At 60.2% G+C, this 20,509-nt stretch carries 15 protein-coding genes; 7 read left to right on the plus strand and 8 right to left on the minus strand.

The window, feature by feature from the left end; genetic code table 11:
- Window positions 1-12: 12 nt before the first annotated feature.
- Window positions 13-567, plus strand: a complete 555-nt coding sequence (locus N2315_04760; protein MCX7828505.1) for a LemA family protein — start codon at window positions 13-15, stop codon at window positions 565-567.
- A gap of 81 nt (window positions 568-648) precedes the next feature.
- Here N2315_04760 and N2315_04765 read toward each other — a convergent pair whose 3' ends face one another.
- Window positions 649-2,022, minus strand: coding sequence for a hypothetical protein (locus N2315_04765; GenBank protein MCX7828506.1), 1,374 nt, complete (start codon window positions 2,020-2,022; stop codon window positions 649-651).
- Between the two features lie 96 nt (window positions 2,023-2,118).
- On the opposite strand from N2315_04765, the gene N2315_04770 reads away from it, so the two are divergent.
- The 5 genes from N2315_04770 (at window position 2,119) to N2315_04790 (ending at window position 7,893) form a co-directional block, all read left to right on the plus strand.
- Window positions 2,119-2,766 (plus strand): zinc ribbon domain-containing protein, encoded by a 648-nt coding sequence (locus N2315_04770; GenBank protein MCX7828507.1) that lies wholly within the window; start codon window positions 2,119-2,121, stop codon window positions 2,764-2,766.
- 277 nt (window positions 2,767-3,043) lie between these two features.
- Entirely contained in the window at window positions 3,044-4,726 is a 1,683-nt protein-coding gene (locus N2315_04775) for a DEAD/DEAH box helicase (GenBank protein MCX7828508.1), read from the plus strand.
- Window positions 4,727-4,784: 58 nt separating this feature from the next.
- Window positions 4,785-6,029, plus strand: coding sequence for an SH3 domain-containing protein (locus N2315_04780; protein MCX7828509.1), 1,245 nt, complete (start codon window positions 4,785-4,787; stop codon window positions 6,027-6,029).
- Between the two features lie 52 nt (window positions 6,030-6,081).
- On the plus strand, window positions 6,082-7,101 hold the full coding sequence (locus N2315_04785) for a homoserine dehydrogenase (GenBank protein MCX7828510.1): 1,020 nt from the start codon (window positions 6,082-6,084) through the stop codon (window positions 7,099-7,101).
- A gap of 66 nt (window positions 7,102-7,167) precedes the next feature.
- Entirely contained in the window at window positions 7,168-7,893 is a 726-nt protein-coding gene (locus tag N2315_04790; GenBank protein MCX7828511.1) for a hypothetical protein, read from the plus strand.
- Between the two features lie 119 nt (window positions 7,894-8,012).
- Here the strand turns inward: N2315_04790 and N2315_04795 are convergent, their stop codons facing one another.
- From N2315_04795 to N2315_04820, 6 genes are read right to left on the minus strand one after another with little or no spacing between them, the layout of a single operon-like run.
- A complete protein-coding gene (locus N2315_04795) occupies window positions 8,013-8,933 on the minus strand; it encodes an S-adenosyl-l-methionine hydroxide adenosyltransferase family protein (protein MCX7828512.1) in 921 nt (306 codons plus the stop codon).
- Between the two features lie 42 nt (window positions 8,934-8,975).
- Window positions 8,976-10,316, minus strand: coding sequence for a DUF4403 family protein (locus tag N2315_04800; GenBank protein MCX7828513.1), 1,341 nt, complete (start codon window positions 10,314-10,316; stop codon window positions 8,976-8,978).
- A gap of 5 nt (window positions 10,317-10,321) precedes the next feature.
- Complete coding sequence (locus N2315_04805) at window positions 10,322-12,490, minus strand: ATP-dependent RecD-like DNA helicase (protein ID MCX7828514.1); 2,169 nt, start codon at window positions 12,488-12,490, stop codon at window positions 10,322-10,324.
- Window positions 12,491-12,493: 3 nt separating this feature from the next.
- A complete protein-coding gene (locus N2315_04810; protein ID MCX7828515.1) occupies window positions 12,494-13,795 on the minus strand; it encodes an L-serine ammonia-lyase, iron-sulfur-dependent, subunit alpha in 1,302 nt (433 codons plus the stop codon).
- 37 nt (window positions 13,796-13,832) lie between these two features.
- Complete coding sequence (locus N2315_04815) at window positions 13,833-15,470, minus strand: amidohydrolase (GenBank protein MCX7828516.1); 1,638 nt, start codon at window positions 15,468-15,470, stop codon at window positions 13,833-13,835.
- A 15-nt stretch (window positions 15,471-15,485) separates the two neighbouring features.
- On the minus strand, window positions 15,486-16,922 hold the full coding sequence (locus tag N2315_04820; protein MCX7828517.1) for a leucyl aminopeptidase: 1,437 nt from the start codon (window positions 16,920-16,922) through the stop codon (window positions 15,486-15,488).
- 218 nt (window positions 16,923-17,140) lie between these two features.
- Between N2315_04820 and N2315_04825 the strand changes: the two genes are divergently transcribed.
- Window positions 17,141-18,526, plus strand: a complete 1,386-nt coding sequence (locus N2315_04825) for an FAD-dependent oxidoreductase (protein MCX7828518.1) — start codon at window positions 17,141-17,143, stop codon at window positions 18,524-18,526.
- Between the two features lie 122 nt (window positions 18,527-18,648).
- Here the strand turns inward: N2315_04825 and N2315_04830 are convergent.
- Window positions 18,649-20,509, minus strand: a 1,861-nt coding sequence (locus N2315_04830; protein ID MCX7828519.1) for an insulinase family protein, incomplete at its 5' end; no start/stop codon positions are given.

A 20,509-nucleotide genomic window follows, 5' to 3' on the forward strand; every position in this document is an offset into this window, starting at 1 on the left:
AGGCGTAGTGAGATGGTGTTTTTAGGGATACTTGGGTTGGTGGTGGTCCTTTGCATTTGGTTTTTGAGCATTTACAACCGGTTCGTGAAGCTCAAGAACATGGTGGACGAGGCTTGGAGCGGCGTTGACGTTCAGCTCAAAAGGCGTTGGGATCTGGTGGGCAACCTGGTGGAGACCGTGAAGGGCTACGCCTCCCACGAAAAGGAGGTCTTCGAGGAGGTGGCAAGGCTCAGGAACCAGATGAACTCCGCCTCATCCGTGTCTGAGAGGGCCCAGGTGGAGAACGGCCTCACCCAGACCTTAAGAAGCCTCTTTGCGGTGGCGGAGGCATACCCGCAGCTTAGGGCTTCGGAGAACTTCTCGGAGCTCCAGCGGACGCTGGGGGAGCTGGAGGATCAGATACAGCTCGCCAGGCGCTACTACAACGGGACGGTCAGGGACTACAACATAATGGTGGACTCCTTCCCAAGCCTCATAGTGGCCCGCAGCATGGGGTACTCCAAGAGGGATTTCTTCCAGCTGGAGGATCCATCGGAGCGCACAGCCCCGAAGGTAAGCTTCAGCTAAACACCGGCTCCTTGAAAAAGCCCAAGGGGGCTCTTAGGGTTCCCATGCCCCCTTGGGCTCATCTCTTGCCTTTGGGGCCCACTACCTACCCTGGTAGAAGGCCTCATAGGCCGCCATGGTGGCAGCCACGTCCGCCAGGCTCATGATCTCAAACGGGGCGTGCAGGGATATGACCGCTGGCCCCATGTCCAGGACGTCAATGCCGTGTCTTGCCAGGTACTTGGCCACGGTGCCGCCCCCGCCGGAATCCACCTTGCCAAGGCTCCCCACCTGCCAGGGAACGGAGGCCTCGTCGAGCCAGCCCCTCACCTTGGCCACGAACTCCCCCCTGCTCTCGCTGCCGTCGTACTTGCCCTTCAAGCCGGTGCCCTTCATCATGGCGGGCCCATCCCCCGCCACCGGCAGCTGGTTGAGGTCAAAGGCATCCTTGTACATGGGGTTGAAGGCCTCGGTGACGTCGGCGCTTATGGCCTCCGAAGCCGCCAGCGCCCTGTCAAGCTGGAAGGCCCCCACGGCCCCCTCCGCCTCCAGCACGTAGGACATGAGAATCCTCAAAAGGGCTCCCTGGGCACCCCCTACCCCTTCGCTCCCTATCTCCTCCCTGTCAAGACATAGGAACACCGCACCGACCTCAAGGTCCCGGGCGGACAAGAAGGCCTCGAAGGAGGTGTACACGCAGATCCTGTCGTCCAAACCGTAGGAAGTAAGAAGCGACCTGTCAAAACCAGAGAGGAAGGCGTCCCCCGCGGGGACCAGCGCCAGGTCCGCTGAGACCAAGTCGTCCTCCGATGCGCCGTAGCGGTCCTTCAGGGTGCTTAAAACCTGCTCCTTAACCGACTCGGCGCCGGGCCTGTGGCCTAATATCACGTCCAGGTCCTCGCCTTTGATGGTCTCGCTGGCCTTTCTTCCATCCAGATTGCGGTCAAGGTGGGGCGCCAGGTCGGGGATCATGAGCTTAACGTTCCCACCGTCCAGGACCGCAGTGGTCCGGTCCTTAAAGTGCACCTCTCCCCGGATCTCAAGGGGCACGTTAACCCACTGATACTTCTTTATCCCCCCGTAGTAATGGCAGTCACCCATGAGAAGCCCCTTTTCCTCGTAGAGGGGCTTTGACTTGAGGTCTATCCTGGGAGAGTCCCCGTGAGAGGCGGTTATCCTGACACCTTGAGCGGCGGGACGCTTCCCGGGCCTATAGGCCCCAAGGGCCCTGCCCTTCCAGTTGATGAAGGTTCCAGCTTGGGTCATACGCCCCCCTTCGCCGAAGCCAAGGCTCAAAAGCCTCTCCTCCAGCCACCTTACAGCCTCCCGCTCGGTCTTGCAACGGGAAAGGAATTCCGCCGCCCTATCTCCAAGACCCTCAAAACCAGCTCGTCCCTCCAGAAACTCCCAGGCCTTAAAACCCCTGCGATCCTTCACTTCTTTGTGGTTGTCGTCTTCCTTGCTATTCTTGCTCAAAGGTCTCACCTCCTGAGTTTAAATTATTATAATGCAAATTGTGATAGCATATGGACCATCCTATCTAGTCCGAAGGGGCGCCAAGGGGGTGGGATGATGCTTTGCGGGAACTGCGGGTACAACAACTCCGCCAGCGCCAAGTTCTGCATCCTGTGCGGATCTCAACTGTCCAAGGGGGAGATAATGGATCCGGACCCTAAGATATGCCCCCAATGCGGGGAACCCAACGAGGGGCACGCCATGTTCTGCTCTGCCTGCAGATCCGACGTTTCAGCCGCCCCGAGGCGATCGGTCCTAGGGGGGGCAAAAATTGAGCAGCGCCATGATGAAGCAGCCGGCGGCCTGGAAACCGACGAACAGGAAGGGTTCCAACTGGAAGAGCAAGATCATGGCGCCGACCCAGGCGACACTCCGGTCCAAGACCTTTCAGAACACGAACCGGGGCTTTCACCTCCCATGGAGGAGCCGCCCCTTGAACCTCTTGTCCAGGAGGATCCGCCTTCCCAACCTTCCGCTTCCCAGCCCCAGGGAGTTGAGCCCGAAGGGGAGGAAGAGAGGGGAAGCGGGAAACGGTTAGGATTCCTTCCATTACCCAAGGTGCCCATTCCAAAGCTATCCCTCAACTTTAATTTCAACTCCAGACTTCTGATGAAGAGTCTTATCCGGATTGCCATCATGATAGTCATAGCATCCATCGGGGTATCCATAGGGCTGGTTTCAATCATGGTGATCAAGGGAAGATGAGAGAGGGCTGAAGTTTTCGGTATAAAGTTGACAAATCGCGAAAAAGGCCCATAATGATCCAGTGACTTCGCAGGGAACTTTAAAAGGGGCGTGCAGGTCGCGCCCCTTTTTGGTGTCCTTTGGGGACATAGGCCATGCGAGTTTTCCGTATCGTCCCGGCATAAAGCCGTTTTTTCGAAGCTTCTTCTTAACAAGGGCACCGACTCTTGAAGGACAGTGGGGGCGGGGACGACGGAAGACCCGAGCCTTCACAAAAACTTCAGGAGGTAGTGCACACATGACGATCGATCGATTTGACCAGTATCCCATCAGGGACGAGCTTTTATCCGCCTTAAGGCGCAAGGGTTTTGACCATCCAATGCCGGTTCAGGTAAGGATGCTTGAGGATCCAACCTTGCTGGACGGGGACCTCATAGTCCAGGCCAAGACCGGTTCCGGCAAGACCCTTGCCTTCGCCTTGCCGCTTTTAAACAACATGGAAATTGGGGAACGGGCCCCCAGGGTGTTGGTGCTCTCCCCCACCAGGGAGCTGGCCCTTCAGACCGCCAGGGAGTTCCAGTGGCTGGGGTACGAGATGAGGATAAAGGTGGCCTCCCTGGTGGGAGGCATGGACATGGAGAGGCAGGTAAAGGCCCTGCGGGACGGCGCCGCGGTGGTGGTGGGCACACCGGGCAGGGTGCTGGACCACATCCGGCGGGGCTCCTTCAAAGCCGATACGGTGCGTAGCCTGGTCCTCGACGAGGGTGACCACATGCTTGACCTGGGCTTCAAGGACGAGCTGGAGGCCATAATGGAGGCCATGCCGGGGGTTGAGAGGAACTGGCTGTTCTCCGCCACCATGCCGGAAGAGGTGGTGACCCTGGCCAAGCAGTACCTGGACGCCCCAAGGAAGATATCCCTGGTGGATGATGCAGCCAAGCACGACGACATAGTCCAGAGGGCCTACATAATACCCGCCCGGAAGCGGTTCGAGGGGCTGGCCAACGTGCTCCTCTTCGAGCGTCCCCGCAGGGCCATCGTGTTCTGCGCCACCAAGCTGCAAACCCAGGAGCTGGCGGAACGGCTCTGCGACGAGGGGTTCAAGGCCGCGGCGCTGCACGGGGACATGACCCAAAGGGAGCGGAACATGGCCCTTGAGAGCCTGCGGCGTGGAAGGAACCAGATAATGGTGGCCACCGACGTGGCCGCCCGGGGGCTGGACATAAGCGGCGTGTCCCACGTCATACAGTTCGGCCTGCCCGGGTGCCTTGAGACCTTCATACATCGAAGCGGAAGGACCGGCAGGGCGGGGCAGGAGGGGCGCAACCTGATCCTGCTTACCGCCCGGGAGGCTGGTGAGTTCCGGTCCATGATAAGGGGAACCTCTTTGGAGGTGGAGTGGCTCCCAGCGCCGGACGCGGAAGAGGTGGAGTCCCTTTCCAGGGCGGAGCTGGAGAGGTGGTGCGTAAGCAACCCTGCGGAGACCGAGGAGTACCTGGAGTGGGCGGAGGAGATACTCCAGCGGGACGACGCGGCGGAGATAGTGGCAGGGCTCTTAAGCCGGTCCCTTGCCGACGAGCCCAAGGGCTACTCCATACGGGAGGACGTTCAGATGGAGATGGCCAAGGGCCGCAACTCCGACAGGCCGCGGCGGTCCTCCGACCGTCCCCTCAAGAAGCTCATCTCCGGGGCGGTGACCATGAAGTTCCCCTCCGGCAGGCAGGACGGATGGGAAGTGGGATCCCTTCTTGGGGCTCTGTGCAGGGGCCTTGGGGTGAAGAGGGAGGACGTGGGGAACATAAAACTGAAGGACCGTTGCGCCTTTGTGGAGCTCTCCCCCTACGCGGCTTCCCAGATCGAGCGCCGGCGGGATAGGTTGGCCCGGGAGGGGCTCAACGACTTCGTAAGGTTCGAGCAGGACTTCCAGCCCGCCCCAAGGGATCGCAAGAGGAGCTTCTCCAACCCCCATAGAGGCCGCTAATGGCCTAAGATGTGCTATCCTCCCCGGGAGAGAATCCATCTTCCGGGGAGGTCTTTTCATGTCCCGTCCGCAACCTAGGCTTTTCGTCCGTATCTTAGGTCTTGTGGGGCTTTGCATCTTCCTGTGCAAGGCCGCAAGGGCCCAAGGCCTAAGGCCGCTCATACCTGGCGAGCTCCAAACGGAACTTACAAGACAGTTCAAGGTCCGCTACTTCATGCCCTGGAGCCAGGAGGCCATCTTAATTGATCCGAAGGAGGACTTCGAAGGCTGGCACCGGAACATCCTGGACTCACCCCTGGCGGGGTCGAACCTCTTGATGGCGGAGCGGTCAAAGAAGGAGGCTTGGATCCGCCTGGCCTACCAGGCGGCAAAGACAAAGCTCCCGGGGATGGCGCTTAGACGATCGGACCTTCGAGTCCTTCCCACCCGGGAACCACTTTTCGAGCCCCCAGGGGGATCCAAAACATCGTTCCCCTTCGACAGGCTTCAGAACGGAACGGTGAACCCCATGGAGCCCCTTTTGGTGGCCGCCAGGTCGGAGGGGTGGCTGTTTGTGATAACCCCCTGGGCCGCGGGATGGCTGGAGGAGGACGCGGTAGGCCTGTTGGACCAGGACACCATCAAAAGGATCCAGGAGTCCCCCCTTGGGGTGGTTACAAGGGACGGGGCTTCCATTGCCTACCAGTCCGGCATTTTGGCATTCACGGCGCCCACCGGCACCCTGATACCCCTTGAGGGGGACTCGCCTCTGTTGCCGCTGTGGAACCCCCATGAAGGCCGCTTAGAGCTTGTAAGGGGCAGGAAAAGCGACTTCATAAGCCCATTCCCGATTCCCGCCACCGCCGAGGCCCTTGAGGCCCTGGCAAAATCCTTTCTTGACCAGCCCTACGGGTGGGGCGGGATGTACGGCCACAGGGACTGCTCCTCCACCACCAGGGACGTCCTCATGCCCTTTGGGATATGGCTGCCAAGGAACTCCCACGGTCAGGGATCCTTAGCGGGGCTGGACCTGTCGAAGCTATCAAGGCGGGAAAGGACTAGGCTGATAGTTGAGAAGGGAATCCCGTTCATGTCCATCCTCTACATGCGGGGACACGTGATGCTGTACGCGGGGCATCACGACGGGAATCCGATGGTGCTGCACAACCTCTGGAGCCTCAAGATGAACGGAATGGAGCGGATTTTCGGGCGCTGCGTCTTGACGGATCTCAACATGGGGGACGTCCCGCTTATCGACCGGGTGACCAAACTGGTCCTGCCCGCCACATTGGAAGGTTCCAAGGCCGTTGAGGGCAAACCGTGATATACTTGGCGGAAAAAATCCTTCCATTAAAACCTGCGAGGAGGCGAGGACTTTGGAACACCGGGTTGCCCTTTTGGGCTGCGGCAACGTAGGGAAGGCTCTGGTGAGCATGTTGGCCCGCAAGCGGGATTACCTGAAGGTACGGTACGGCATAGACGTTAAGCTGACCTACGTGGGAGACGTAAGGTGCGGATCCGCCATGGACAAGGCGGGGCTGGATGAAGACAAGATCTTGCGGGGCCTTTCATCGGGCAAGCTGCCGGATCCCTTCGGTGCAATGCCATTGGAAGAGGTAATCCGGCAAAGCGGAGCCACCATAGTGGCGGATGCCACCCCCACCAACCTGGAAAGCGGCGAACCGGGGCTATCCCACGCAAGGTGCGCCCTGTCTTCCGGCGCCCACTTCGTCACCACAAGCAAGGGCCCCCTGGCGGTGGCGGCCAGGGAGCTGGAGGAGACCGCCAGGAAGAACGGCCTTTCGTTCCGCTACGAGGGAGCGGTGATGAGCGGAACTCCTCTTATCAGGCTCATCCGGGAGGATCTGGCGGGCTGCAGCGTCAAGTCCGTGGAAGGGATACTGAACGGCACCACCAACTACATGCTCTGCCGGATGGAAGAGGGCCTTTCTTACAGCGAGGCCCTCAAGGAGGCCCAGGAGATGGGTTACGCCGAGGCGGACCCCACCGCTGACGTGGAGGGCTTCGATGCGGCGGTCAAGCTCTGCGTGCTGTCATGGGTTGCCTTTGGAATGGAGCTCAAGGTGGGACAGGTGGAGAGAACCGGCATATCCGGCCTCACCCCGGAGCACATCCAAGGAGCGAAACAGGCAGGAAGGTCATTTAAGCTGATAGCATCCCTTCAGATGGAAGGAGGGGAGGTCAAGGCAAAGGTGGCGCCGGTGGAGATATCAAGAGACCACCCCCTTTTCGGGGTAAGGGGGGCCCTCAACGCCGCCACCATAACCACCGACCACTTAGGCAAGGTAACGGTATCGGGCCCCGGCGCGGGCAGGGACGAGACCGCCCAGGCGCTGCTCTCGGATATCATATCGGTGGCGAAGACAAAAATATAAAAAACTACCCAAACTATAGAAAGTTGACTATAATTATATCAGCTTATCCGGCAGGGAGTGGTTGCGATGATATCCACGAAGGGATTGTGCAGGGTTCTCCTTGCGGTGTTCCTCTTGGCATCCGCTGGAACCTGGCAAGCCATGGGAGAGGAGTACCAAGTGCCAGACGAGGCGCTGGACGAGGGGCTGGAGGCTGCGGTAAGGTCCATGACGGGGCTTGGCATCCCCCAGGACGTGGCGGAAAGGGCCGCCTACGGGCAGAGGGTAGCTTTGGAGGCCACCATAAGGGCCCAGATCAGGACCGCGGAGACGCTGCAGGGGGTGCCGGGGCAGGCGGTTAAAAGCATGGTCATGGAGACCGCCAGGTACTCGGGGCAGCACATGGGGGAGGCCCTAGCCGGGGCGGTGTCGTCCTACGGCCTCCAGGAGGCTACCCGGGCCGCCATGTCGGTGGCCTCAGCCGTAAGGAGCGGGATGGACGTGAAGGACGCGGCGGAGATGCTCTCCTCCATGGCAAGGTCGGGGTACACCGCCGACGAGGCCCTAAAGGTCATGGCCCATGTGAAGGAAAAGCTTCAGTCCCTTCCCCAAGGGGAAAGGGAGACCTTGATGGCCCATGTTAAGGTGATGATCAAGGAGCGGGTGAGGACACAGCAGATGCTGAGCTCCGTTGAAGCCCAATCGGGCAAGGGATTGGCCCTGGGTAAGGGGAATAATCCCCAAAAGGGCGCCACAGACCAACCTGGCGGCGGCAACGGAGGCGGAAACGGCAAGGGCGGCAAGGGCAACTAACCGCTCAAACAAAGGATGAAAACCTGGTCGAACTACCACAAAATCAAAAAGACGGGAAGAGGGACAGCTCCCTCTTCCCGTCTTTGCTGATAAAGCTCAACGAAACAACCAACCAGGGATCACTTGGCAGGGCGAACCTCTACCGACCACTCGGGGCCCGACGAAACCTTGAACTTTTCGGCAAAGCTGTCCATGTTGAGGGCCAACGACAGGTTCATCAGGCTGTTATAGTACAGCAACGGCTCCCCTTCCGGCACGTCTCCAAAGGTGTTCACAAATGGGACCCTTCCGCGGTAAACCTCCTTGCCATCTTTTAAAATCCTTACGTCGTAAAGCTTGCCCTTGCTGGGCTTTAGGAGGCCAAACACACCCTCTCCAATGTTGGTCCAAACGTTTCCATACTGAACGTCTAGGACAGGTATGGTACCATAGGCCGCCCCATCCCTCACCTCAGCCCTCTGATAGGGTATCCTCACCACATCTTTTTTGAGAACCGGCCCCACCTCTTCAAAAGTTATCTTGCCTGAAGCCAGCTTGGCTCCGGTATAGGCAAAAAGGTCCCTTCCATGGAACGTATAAGACCTCTCGGAGCCCTTTCTCATGTGTTTGGCCTGATCTATGACCCTTACCTCCGCAAGTCCCACAGAATCGGCAAGCAACGTAAGGGTTCCGTTGTCCGGGGTAACCACATACCTGCCATCCTTCGTCCTGGCTACAACCGGCTTCCGGTCCGTGCCAACCCCTGGATCCACAACCGACACGAACACCGTGCCCTCCGGCCAATACTGAACGGTCTGAAACAACCGGTATGAGGCCTCCCATATGGAATAGGGCGGTATCTCATGGGTAAGGTCATACATGGGAAGCTTTGGGTCCTCCCCAAAAGCCACTCCCTTCATTGCAGAGACGGCACCATCCTTGAGCCCAAAGTCCGTCTGGAAGACCAACGCGGAGCCCGCCTCTCCAACACAGGCAAAGACGGCCACCAGCAACATTGAGAAAAGAAACAGCCTGCCCTTCTTGAACAAACTCCTTAACATACCTCCTCACCTCCATATTAAATTAATCCGCTGATACCATCCCTAGCGGATAGACACCGCCAGAACTCCTTGGGCCTGCACGTCCGCCCTGATGCCCTGTGAATCCGCCTTCACCCCTATGACGCCGAAGCTGGAAGGCCTGAAGTCCAGCTTCGCCCCGCCGTAGCTAAGACCGCTTAACGCCTTTGACAACCCCTTTTGAAGCTGATCCAGCTGATCCCCAATGGGGAACCTCAAGACGTCCCGGAGGGAAGGAACCACCGAGTCGTTAAGGAACGCCAGGGACTCACCGCCGGCGCCGACCTCCACCGCCAGATCCTCCACCGACACGGTCCTGGTGGAGATATCGTAGAAGGGCCTGCCAAGGAAGTTAACCACCGAGTTGATGGCAGCTCCCTTGCCGTCGGTGCCTATGAGCTCCGCGCCAAGGACAAACCGGTCCCCCCTTCCGGTCATCCCGAACCTCTCAAGCCTGGCCTTCCCGTCGTTCGGAAGGGGGATGTCCCTGGGGGTCCAGTTCCTGGCGATCAAAGAGTTGGCGAAAGCGTAGTGTATGGTGGCGGGAAGTATAACCCGGAAAGAGCCGTCCCCCCTCCCGGAGACCAGATCGGGCAACGGCCTTGCCACCGGCCTCCCGGGAAAGGCGCCGCCCACCACCTTCATCCTCGCGTCCAGGCCGGCGGCCATGAACACCCCGCCGCCGTTGACCTCCAACGGGGTTGCCCAAAACCTCTCGGGGTTCATCACAAGCCAAAGTATGTCCCCTTCCCCTATGCTCAAGGGCTTAGAGATATGGTTCCAAAGCTCCTGGGCCCGGCGCTTTAACGCCAACCGTTCGTTGAGGACCACATCTATCCTGCCCTTCTTCTGGTCCACCCAATCCCTTACAACTCGGTCCGCCACGGGCTGAAAGGAAATCCTCAAGCCCATCATGTTAATCGCCGGCGGCTTGCGCCAAGATATCCTCACCTTGGGATCCGTGGATATCCTCCAGTCGGGCAACACCCTGGGCTTGGCCACCACGGTGGCCAGCATCTCCCCGTCGGCGTTGGCGGATAAGGGAAGGCCCATGGAGCCTCCTGAGAAGGTGGCGGTAAAGTAAAGGGGCACGTCCATGGCCACCGAATCCCCCTCCCGGCGAACCACGGGACGACCCTTTCGTATTATCACGTACTTCACGGAACCGGAGAGGGCCCCCTGGGAAAAGGACTCCCGGCCCTCGACCCTCATGGGAAGCCTGGAATCCGCCAGATCCGCAAGGTTAGCATAGGTGGCCTCAAACCTCACGGATATCTGAGACAACGTGCCGTCCCCCTGCTCCGCAAAGGCGGGGGCGAAGGATGCCAACAACATGCAGCACAACGACAGGAACATCTTCTTCATAGCCTTTATAAACTTCCTCCTTTTAACGATGAAAGGCGCCACCTCAGCGCCCCGTACCTGCGCACGTCGGACTTGGCGTTGACCGCCATGGAAACCGCCCTGCGGGATCCCACAAGGACCGCCAGCCGCTTGGCCCTGGTAAGGGCGGTATATAGCAAGTTCCGCCTCAACATGGAGGCGTGCTGGGGCAATATGGGCACCACCACCGCGGGATACTCGCTGCCCTGGGATTTGTGGATGGTCAGCGCGTAAGCCAAGGCGATGCTCCGCTCCCCGTCGGGCCCCAGCTTTACGGGCCGCCCCTCGAAATCCAAGACCAGCCCATCCCCATGGGCTTCTCTTACAATACCTATGTCACCGTTGTATATATCAAGATCGTAATCGTTCCTAAGCTGTATGACCTTGTCTCCCCTTCGTATTGCCCCCTCTCCCCGCCTTAGGGGCTCACCGGAGGGGTTCAGCACCTCCTGCAGCTTAAGACAAAGCGCCCTTGCCCCCACGTCTCCCTTGTGCATAGGGGTGAGCACCTGAACATCCCACATGGGATCAAGCCCCGTTCGTCTGGGTATCTCGTAACCCACTAACTCCGCCACAAGCTCCGCCGCCGCGATGGGGTCCTCTTCCTCCACGAAGGCGAAGTCAAACCCATCGTCCAACGAGGGCATATCCAGCTCCTCACCCCGGAGAATGCGGTAGGAGTTGCTGACCACCAGGCTCTGCCCCGCCTGCCTGAAAACTCCGCTAAGCTCCACCTTGGGCACCGCCCCGGAGGAGATCAGGTCGTTCAGCACCGTACCGGGACCTATGGAAGGCAGCTGGTTGCAGTCCCCCACCAGGACAAGGGAACACCCCTCCCCAAGGGCCGACAGAAGACCGTGGAACAGCGGAAGGTCCACCATGGAGAACTCGTCAACCATCACCACGTCCGCTTCCAACGGCGCTCCCCTGCCCCTCTGGAAGCCGCCGGACCTAGGGTCATACCCCAAGGCCCGGTGGATCGTGCTGGCCTCCAATCCGGTGACCTCACTCATCCTCTTGGCCGCCCTCCCGGTGGGGGCCATAAGGAGCACCTCAAGCCCCATGGATTGGCAAAGGGCGGTGGTGAAGCGAAGCAAAGTGGTCTTGCCTGTGCCAGGGCCGCCGGTTATCACGAATATCCTGTGGGAAAGGGCCCCCTTCACCGCCTCCCGTTGGGCATCCTCAAGGGTCATTCCCCATTGGGCCTCCAGGGCGGAGATCATAAGATCCAGCTCACGCTTAAGCCTGGGTCCTCCGGAGGCGGCCAAGTCCTTGACGGCCCTGGCTACCTCCTCCTCCGCCCTTTTAAGGAGCGGATGGTAAACGCACTCCATGCCGCCAAGGTTCTCCACCTCAAGGGTTCCCATCTGACACAGGAACTTCAGCCGCTGGGGCAACAGCTCCCCCTTCACGTTGAGGAGCCTCTCAGCAGCCCTTAAAAGCTCCTCCTCGGGCAGCATGGAGTGCCCATCTTCAATGGAACGCCTGAGCACGAACATAAGGCCCGCGTCCAGCCTCTCGGGGGCGTGATCGTCAAACCCGATGGTCTTGGCTATCTGATCCGCAGTGACAAACCCTATGCCCTTCACATCATAGGCCAGCTGATAGGGGTTGCTCCTTATCACCTGGGGGGCCAGGTCGCCGTAGGCGCAAAATATCCGATCCGACATGGAGAAACCTATGCCGTACTCCATGATCTCCATCATCACACCGCGCCTTTGCCGGTGTTCCTCCCATCGCTTTCGGATCTCCTCCAACCGTTTAGGCCCCACGCCAGGTATATCAAGAAGCCGCTCCGGCTGGTTGTCCAGCACCTCCAGCGTATCAGCCCCGAAGGCCTCCACGATGCGCCTGGCAACCGAAGGGCCAACCCCCGGCAGCAGCCCGGAGGACAGGTATCTAACCAATCCTTCCTCGGAAACCGGCATCTCCACGTGAAGCTTCTCGGCCCGGAACTGAAGGCCGTAACGCTGGTGGGTTACCCACCTTCCCCACAGGGACAGCCGTTCCCCAGCCATGATCTGGGGGAAGGAGCCTACCACCGTCACCGTTTCTCCTTCTGTGGTGGCCACCTTGGCCACGGTGTACCCGGCAAGATCGTCCCTGTAGGATACCTCCAGGACCTCTCCCCTTATCCTGTCAAGGTCCAAGTCCAACCCCTAAACCCCCCCGCCAAGGCCGGCGAAGGACCGATCCAGTATGCCTATGATGACCTTGTCAACGTCCCTCATGCCCTCCTGGTTCACCCTTGCCACGTTCTCCACCGAGGCCTCGAAGGCGCTGGAAAGCACCCCCTGGGGCTTGCAAAGAGACAATCCGGAGGCAGCCATCCTCGCGGCTAAGTACGCCTCGTGGGAGCCGGTGCCCACCTTGAGGGCGCAGCTCTCCTTGGCGCCGTCGCACAGCATGCCCGCCAGGTTCGCCAGCACCATCTCCATGGCGGACTGAACCCTTTGAACATCACCGCCCAACAAAAGACACATCCCCGCCGCAGCGCCGGCTCCCGCGGCCACGGAACAGCCGCAAACGGGCGAAAGCCGGCCAAGGCGCCGCTTCACAAAGCTGGTGGACAGGTGGCTCAACGCCAAGGCCCTGGCCGTCTGCTCCCTGGAACAACCCAGCTCCTTCCCCAACATGGCCACCGGAAGTATGGCGGTTATCCCGTGGTTCCCGCTGCCCGCGCTGCTCATCACCGGCATCTGAACGCCCCACATGCGGCTGTCCGCCGCGGCGGTGGCGGTGGCCCTTATCCTAAGCCCCAGGTCCCCCTGAGACGCCTCCATGATGCACCTTCCCATCCCCAAGGAACGGCCGTCCCCCGAAAGACCTACCTCCGCCACCGCCATGTTCATCTCCACGCCCCGGAACAGAAACTCCTGATCCTCAAGGTCCATCTGATCCAACATGGCAAAAACGTCGGGGTAGAATTCCGGCAAGTCATGGTCCCCGCCTAAGGCCCCGGAACCGGCGCTGGCGCTTTCATCCTCTTCATATACCACCCGGCCGTCCAACATGACCTTGGCTATCCTGTCGTGGCTGCCCATGACGAGACAGACCGCCTTGTGGCTTGGGGTGAACACCGCGGAGAGCACGTATACCCCAGCTCGGCCGGGATCGCATACCACGCTCACCCTTTCATCCTCAACCCACGCCCTGGCACGCTCCACGTCAGCCTCGGTGGTGTCCTTGAGCGCCTCAAGGCCATAGGAGGACTTGCCCACCAAGGCCCCCAAAGCGGCAGCCAAAGGGTTGCCCTTGGCGCCGTTGGCCCCGGGTATGCCCACCGCCATGCCGTTCTTGTAGATGCTGGAACTCACCGTCACCCGGACCGCCGCCACGTGCTCCCGATCGCTCAGCTCCTCACAGGCCCTGGCAACGCTCAAAGCCACCGCCCCAGGCTCCGTACACCCAAGGGCCGGACGCACCTCCCTGCGTAGGAACTCCTTAAGAGATATGGTCAAACGCACCTACTCCCCTCATGAAAATCAGATCTCTTTTTCAACGAAGGTAACGGATCTTACCGCCGCACACGGTAAGCCCCACCTCTATGCCGCCTATCCGATCCGAATCAACCCTGAAGGGGTCCTCCAACAGGGCTATGAAGTCCGCCGACTTCCCAACCTCCAAAGAACCACGGCTCCTCCATCGGCCGCAAACCTTGGCGGCACCTCCGGTGTAAAGCCAGAAGGCCTCGGATATGTCCAGCCTCTGATGGGGCATCCACCCGTGCTCCGGCTCCCCGTGCAGGTCCTTGCGGGTCACCGCTATCCTTATGCCCTCCAAGGGGTCCGACATGCCATAGGGAGCATCTGACTCCCCGGAAAGAGCCACTCCACGGTCCACCATGGCCTTCCACGCATAGCTGTTCCTGGCCCTGTCGGGCCCCAAACGGTCCAGTATTATCTTCCAATCGTTGGCCAAGAACAAGGGCTGTATGTCCGCCGTAACCCCCAGCTGCGCCATTCGGCCATAGAGATCGGGATCCCCCACCTGGCAGTGAAGAACCCTGGGCGGCAGGCCAGAGGAGTTCCCCACCCTAAGGGACTCAAAGGCCATCACCGCCTGGTCAAGGGCCCTGTCGCCGATGGCATGGCAGGCCACCTGACAGCCCAAGGGCTCCACAGCCCTCATCAGGAACTCCAACTCCTCCTGGGTGAACGCCAGGAACCCCTTCTCCGAAGGGGCATCCCAATAGGGCTCCTTAAGGGCCGCGGTCCTAGCCCCTATGGTACCGTCCAGCACCAGCTTAACCGGCCCTATCCCGCAGTACCTGGGTTTAACCGCCCTGAAGAGCCTTAGGGCCTCCTCCAACTCCTCAACGTCGGACCTTGAGCCTATCCTGAATATGAGGTCAACCCTCAAGGGAAGGCGCCCTTCCTTGTCCTCCTCCAGGTAGAACTCCGCCATCCGCTTGAGGCTTCCAAAGGCGGACAGGTCATCGCTCTGAACCCACGTAACTCCCTTGGCAAGCAGCGCCTCGCAGGCCTTTTTCAGCCAGCGCCTTAGGTCCTCCTCGGAGGGCACCGGCAGTTTGGACCGCACCCACATAAGGGCCTCCTCACTCACAACCCCGTTGGGGACCCCGTCAGGGTCGGTCTCCACAAAGGGGCCCGCAATGCCGGGAGCGTCCATGAGCCCAAGCTCCCTCAATCCCGCGGTATTAAGGACCCCCACGTGCCCGCAGGCCCTTTCGTAGAATATGGGCCTATGGCCGCTTATGAGGTCCAGGTCCCGACGGGTGGGGAATCGCCGCTCCTCCAAGGATTCCTGGTCCCATCCCCAACCAACGTGCCAACCGTTGGAAGGATCCGACTCCACTTCCTTGCGCCCCATCCCAACAATTTGAGATATGGAAGAGGCCCCCCGAAGGTCCAAGGACATCAGGGACCTTCCGTACTCCATAAGATGAAGGTGGGTGTCCCCAAAGGCGGGAAAGACGAAGGCCCCCTTAAGGTCAAGGAGGGTGGTCCTGTGATCACACCGGGCGATAACCTCCTCATCGCCTCCCACGAACTCCAGCACCCCGTCCCTGGCGAAAAGGGCCGTGGCCCTTCCGGGAGGCGCAAGGGGATAAACCACGCCGTTAATTATCCCTATGGTAGATCCTCGCTCCATGGGATTCATCTCCCTCTGCATTATTACAGAACTGATTTAGGGCAAAAGACCCTTCATCCACCTTATGAGAGACCGGGCCCCGAAGCCGCTGGCCCCCTTCACCAGGTGCCCCCTGTTCTCGTTGACCACGTCCACACCCGCTATGTCCAGGTGGGCCCACCGCTTCCCCTCCGACACGAACTCCCCAATCAACAGAGCGGCGGTTATGGCGCCGCCGTACCGGCTGCCGCACTGGGCCAGATCCGCCACCTGGGATTTTATGCTGTCCCTCAAGGTGTCATCGTCAAGGGGAAGCCTCCATACCCTCTCCCCCGAAGCGTTGAAGGCCCTGGCAAGCTCCTCCGCCAATCGGTCATCGGGGCTGAAGAGCCCCGCCGTGTTCTCCCCCAGCGCCACGGCGCAGGCCCCCGTAAGGGTTGCCACGTCGACCACGTAGTCCACGTCCTGCTCACAGGCGTAGGCTATGGCGTCCACCAGCGTCATGCGGCCCTCCGCGTCGGTGTTCAGTATCTCCACAGTCTTGCCCGAATAGGTCTTTATTATGTCGTCCGGCCTGTAAGCCCCGCCGTCCGGCATGTTCTCAGCAGCGGCTATGACCACGTGGATATCCACAGGCAGGTCCAGCCGACAGGCCCCAAGAAGGGCTCCCAACACCGCGCAGGCCCCGGACTTATCCCCCTTCATGGTCTTCATGGAGTCGCCGGGCTTTATGTTAAGGCCGCCGCTGTCGAAGGTGAGCCCCTTGCCTATAAGCGCCACCTTGGCCTTCGGAGATTGGGCCTTGCGGACTATGTGGATGAACCGCGGGGGATTCGAAGACCCCATGCCCACCGCAAGGATGGCGTTCATCCCCTTCTCCCTCATGGCAACCTCGTCAAGTATCGTAACCTGGCAGCCGAAGCGCTCCCCCAACTCCCTTGCCCTCAAGGCAAGCTCATGGGGGGTAACCACGTTGCCCGGCTCGTTAGCCAGATCCCTGGTGTAGTTCTGGGACTCCCCAAGCACCGCTCCTTCCTCCATGGACGACTCCTGCCCTCCCATGACGTAGACCTCTTGGGGAACCACAAAGCGGTCATCCTTGTCCTTCGCCTTGTATGGGGTGAACCGGTAGGTGCCCAGCACCGCCCCCTCCGCCACGGAAAGCCCGCCGTCGGGAAGGTCCGAAGAGGCCACCACAACCCTGGAACAACCCTTTAAGGCCAGGGACCTCATGGCCTCGGCGGAAGCGGCCATGACGTTCCGGGACGAGCCGTCCCCTATGCCCGCCAAGGCCACCCATACCCCGGAGGGAGAAATACTAAGGGCCATGTCCTTCGGCTTTCCATTAAAGCCCTCCGCAGAGGCGAGCAGCGACACAAACTCCGCCTCCGCCCGTATGTCAAGGGATTGGATGTCCTCCCCCTCTTTCAGCAGCACCATAAGACCCTTTACGTTCTCCGGGAATGAACGCCCGTTAAGGCTAAAGAACTTCACCTGCGCAACCCCCCTTGTGGTTTTTGTTCTATGATACACCAACTAAAAGGTGAACGTATCGCAAAAAAACCCATCATCCCCATAAACATATCCACATAACCCTCCGGGCTTGGAAGTTTTAGAATATATCCAGGTTTACAAATTCGCCACTTCCATATATTATGCCCCTTTGGGATTTCGGCCGGTCAAAAGATCCGGCCTTATTGGGAGGGGATCCTTTGCGTTACGACGTTATCCTGGTTGGAGCCGGTCCTGCTGGAATATTCGCCGCCCGGGAGCTTGTAAAGGCCGGCAAGCGGGTGGCGCTGGTGGACAAGGGCAGGGACATTCAGAAGCGGCACTGTCCCCTTAAAGAGGGGAAGAGCCGCCTCTGCGTCCACTGCACCCCCTGCAACGTGGTTTGCGGCTGGGGAGGAGCGGGGGCTTACAGCGATGGGAAGCTGACGTTGACCCCCGAGTTCGGCGGAAACCTGGAGGGATACTGCGGAAGGGAGGAGCTGGTCCGTCTCATAGCGGAGGTGGACAGGGTATACGTGGAGCACGGGGCAAGCCAGGAGCTGTTCAGCCCCAACGAGTCGCTGGCCGCAAGCGTCATGGACAGAGCGAGGCGCTCGGGGCTTCAGGTCATTCCGGCCACCATAAGGCACATGGGCACCGACCGCTCCAAGGACATACTCTCCAGCGTGATGAGGGAGCTGGAGGGCAAGGCGGACATAATCCTCAACAAGTCGGTCAAGTCCGTGTCCGTAAAGGACGGCGAGGTCCAAGGGGTGGTCCTGTCGGACGATACGAAGATGGAAGCTAAGATGGTCATGCTGGCCCCGGGACGGGAGGGGGCCCCTTGGATGGAGGAGACGGTGCGATCCCTGGGTCTTAGCATAGAATCCCTGCCGGTGGACATAGGGGTCAGGGTAGAGATACCCGCCGCATGGGCAAAGGAGATAACCGACCAGTTCTATGAGATAAAGGCAGTGCTGGACACCCCCACCTTTGACGACAAGGTGCGCACCTTCTGCATGTGCCCCAACGGGGAGGTCACCACCGAGTACCAGACCCATCACGGGATACTCACCGTCAACGGACATTCCAACCGGGATCCGGACAAGCGCACCGAGAACACCAACTTCGCCATACTGGTGTCCACCCAGTTCACAAAGCCCTTTAACGACCCCAACGGCTACGGCAGCCACATAGCAAGGCTTGCCAACATGCTGGGGGGCACCGTGCTGGTTCAGCGCCTTGGGGACCTCAAACGGGGGCGAAGGTCCACCCATGACCGGATAGCCCGGGGGCTTGTAAGGCCAACGTTGACAACCGCGGAGCCCGGCGACCTCTCCTTCGTCCTTCCCTACCGGCACCTGAAGGGGATAATGGAGATGATAGAGGCCCTCGACTCCCTGATGCCTGGCATAAACGGCAACCATACCCTCCTGTACGGGGTGGAGGTCAAGTTCTACAGCTTAAAGCTGGGACTTTCAAAATACCTGGAAACCAACATAAAGGGGCTCTACGCCGCCGGAGACGGGGCTGGGGTCACCAGGGGGGTAATCCAGGCCTCCGCATCGGGCATATGGGCCGCCAGGGGGATGCTGCAAAAGCTCTAAAAGGAACCTTCCGTACCTTCAATCCACGGCTAAGGCCGGGGTGCCCGCGCCAAACGGGCCCCGGCCTTATTTTCTTATTTTACCCCCCGCCATTTCTTACAACCCCAAAGAACCGGAGCAACCTAATCGAAACTCCCGGCCTCCACCATGAGGAACCCATCCTCACTGGGTAGATATTTCCTAAGGGCCCTGGATGCAGACTCCGCAGTAACCCTAGATACGGCCTCCTCCATGGCCTTATGCCACAGGAAGTCCCTGCCAAGGAAGAGGTCCTTCTCCATCTGCCTCGGCAACTTGCCGTCCTGGGAGCGGTCCACCTTGACCCCCTCAAGGATGAACGACTTGGCCCTCTCCACCTCCTGCTTCGAGAACCCCTCGTTCAAAGCGCGCCTTAACTCCTCCGCAAAGGACTCCTTCACCCTGGGCACGTCTTTGGGGGAAGCTATGGCCCAGAACTCAAGCCTTCCAGAGTCATCGGGGTCAAAGACCCTCAAGGAGAGCCTCACGCCATAGCTGGTACCGTCGTTATGCCTTATGCGCCTTGCAAGCCGGGAATCCAGCCATCCACCACCCAGCACGTTCACCGCCACCAAAAGGTCCGGGTAATCGGGATTCTCCTGGGTTATCCTGACCGAAGACCACGCGGCCACCGTGGCGTTGGGCTTACCCTTTACCTGAACCCTCTTGACTCCCCCCTTAACGGGGACAAAGGGGTATTCAACCCTGCGGTACCGCACCTTCGGGGCCCAATCGGAGAACAGGGCATCAAGCCTTTGCCTGAGCCAGTTGCCGTCCACCGGCCCCACCACACCGACCTGCCCCTCCGAAAGGCCGAAGAACCGGCGGTGAAAGGCCTTAAGATCCTTCAGGCCCACGGCTTCCATCCCCTCAAGGCGCTCCCTCATGGATAGAGGACGCCTCACATCCCCCTCGGGATAGGGGTTAAAGGCCTCGTCGAGGGCCTCCTCCGCCAGGGCAGAGGGGTCGTCCATCTGATCCTCTATCTCGGATCTCATCTCAAGCTTCAACGTCCTAAGCTGCTCCTCCGAGAACCTAGGCTCCTTAAGACACAGGGCCACCAGGTCCAGGACCTTGCCGAAGTTCTCCGAAGGGGCCTTGAGATCCACCGTCACACCGGTGGCTGAGCCAGAGAAGGAGACCCAGGCCCTCATCTCGTCGAAAGCCCTGTCCAGATCCTCCCGGGACATCTTCCCAGCCCCCCTGCCGAGGTAACGGCCCATGAGCTCCCCAACAAGGGCCATGCCCTTAAGATCCTCAAGGTTGCCGATCTCAAGCCCCAGCCTGGCGTAAACCCAGCCGCCCCTGGTCCGTTTGTCTATGAGGGCCACCTTCAGAGCGCCCGCCGAAAAGCGCTGAACCCTGCGCTCCATCTCGTCCAGCGACGGGCCCAGGGCCTCTGCCTCCATCATGGGCGACTCCGCCGCACGACGCAGCTCCTCCTCATCAAGAACCTCACCGCTTGGAACCGTAACCCGCACCTCCGACGGGGAGGGCTCAAATATCCCCGCCGTCCTGTTGAACCTCACAAGGTAGCGTTCCGCCGCGGCGTTCACGTCCTCCTTGGTCACGCTCTCAACCCTGGACCTGTGAACGAAGAAGAGCCTCCAGTCCCCCCTGGCCACCCACTCGGTGAGCTCCACCGCCAGATCGTCCGGACTGGCGTACTTAAGGTCCATCCGCTTGAGAATCCTTTGCTTCGCCTGGTTTACCTCCTCATCCGTAAACCCTCTCCTGCCCTCCAGGGAACTTATCATGGCCCCAAGGGCAGACTCAGGGCCTAAGCCGCCCGGCAGCTGGGCAAGGGCTATGGCGGTTGAGGAGTCCTTGAAGAGGAAAACCCCGGCCCAAACGGCACCGGCTATACCCTTCATCACCAACTCCCGGTAGAGCCTGCCGGAGGGCTCCGCCCCTATGGCCTCCATGAGCTGTCTCTTATACACATCTCCGAGCCCACGAGACCAG

The organism is Thermanaerothrix sp., assembly GCA_026417795.1.
In the GTDB taxonomy this organism is placed as follows: Bacteria; Synergistota; Synergistia; order Synergistales; family Synergistaceae; genus Thermanaerovibrio.

Coding starts and splice junctions, on each gene's coding strand:
- N2315_04760 (MCX7828505.1), top strand. CDS start 13: ATGGTGTTTTTAGGGATACTTGGGTTGGTGGTGGTCCTTTGCATTTGG.
- N2315_04790 (MCX7828511.1), top strand. CDS start 7,168: ATGATATCCACGAAGGGATTGTGCAGGGTTCTCCTTGCGGTGTTCCTC.
- N2315_04815 (MCX7828516.1), bottom strand. CDS start 15,470: ATGCAGAGGGAGATGAATCCCATGGAGCGAGGATCTACCATAGGGATA.
- N2315_04770 (MCX7828507.1), top strand. CDS start 2,119: ATGCTTTGCGGGAACTGCGGGTACAACAACTCCGCCAGCGCCAAGTTC.
- N2315_04780 (MCX7828509.1), top strand. CDS start 4,785: ATGTCCCGTCCGCAACCTAGGCTTTTCGTCCGTATCTTAGGTCTTGTG.
- N2315_04795 (MCX7828512.1), bottom strand. CDS start 8,933: ATGTTAAGGAGTTTGTTCAAGAAGGGCAGGCTGTTTCTTTTCTCAATG.
- N2315_04800 (MCX7828513.1), bottom strand. CDS start 10,316: ATGAAGAAGATGTTCCTGTCGTTGTGCTGCATGTTGTTGGCATCCTTC.
- N2315_04775 (MCX7828508.1), top strand. CDS start 3,044: ATGACGATCGATCGATTTGACCAGTATCCCATCAGGGACGAGCTTTTA.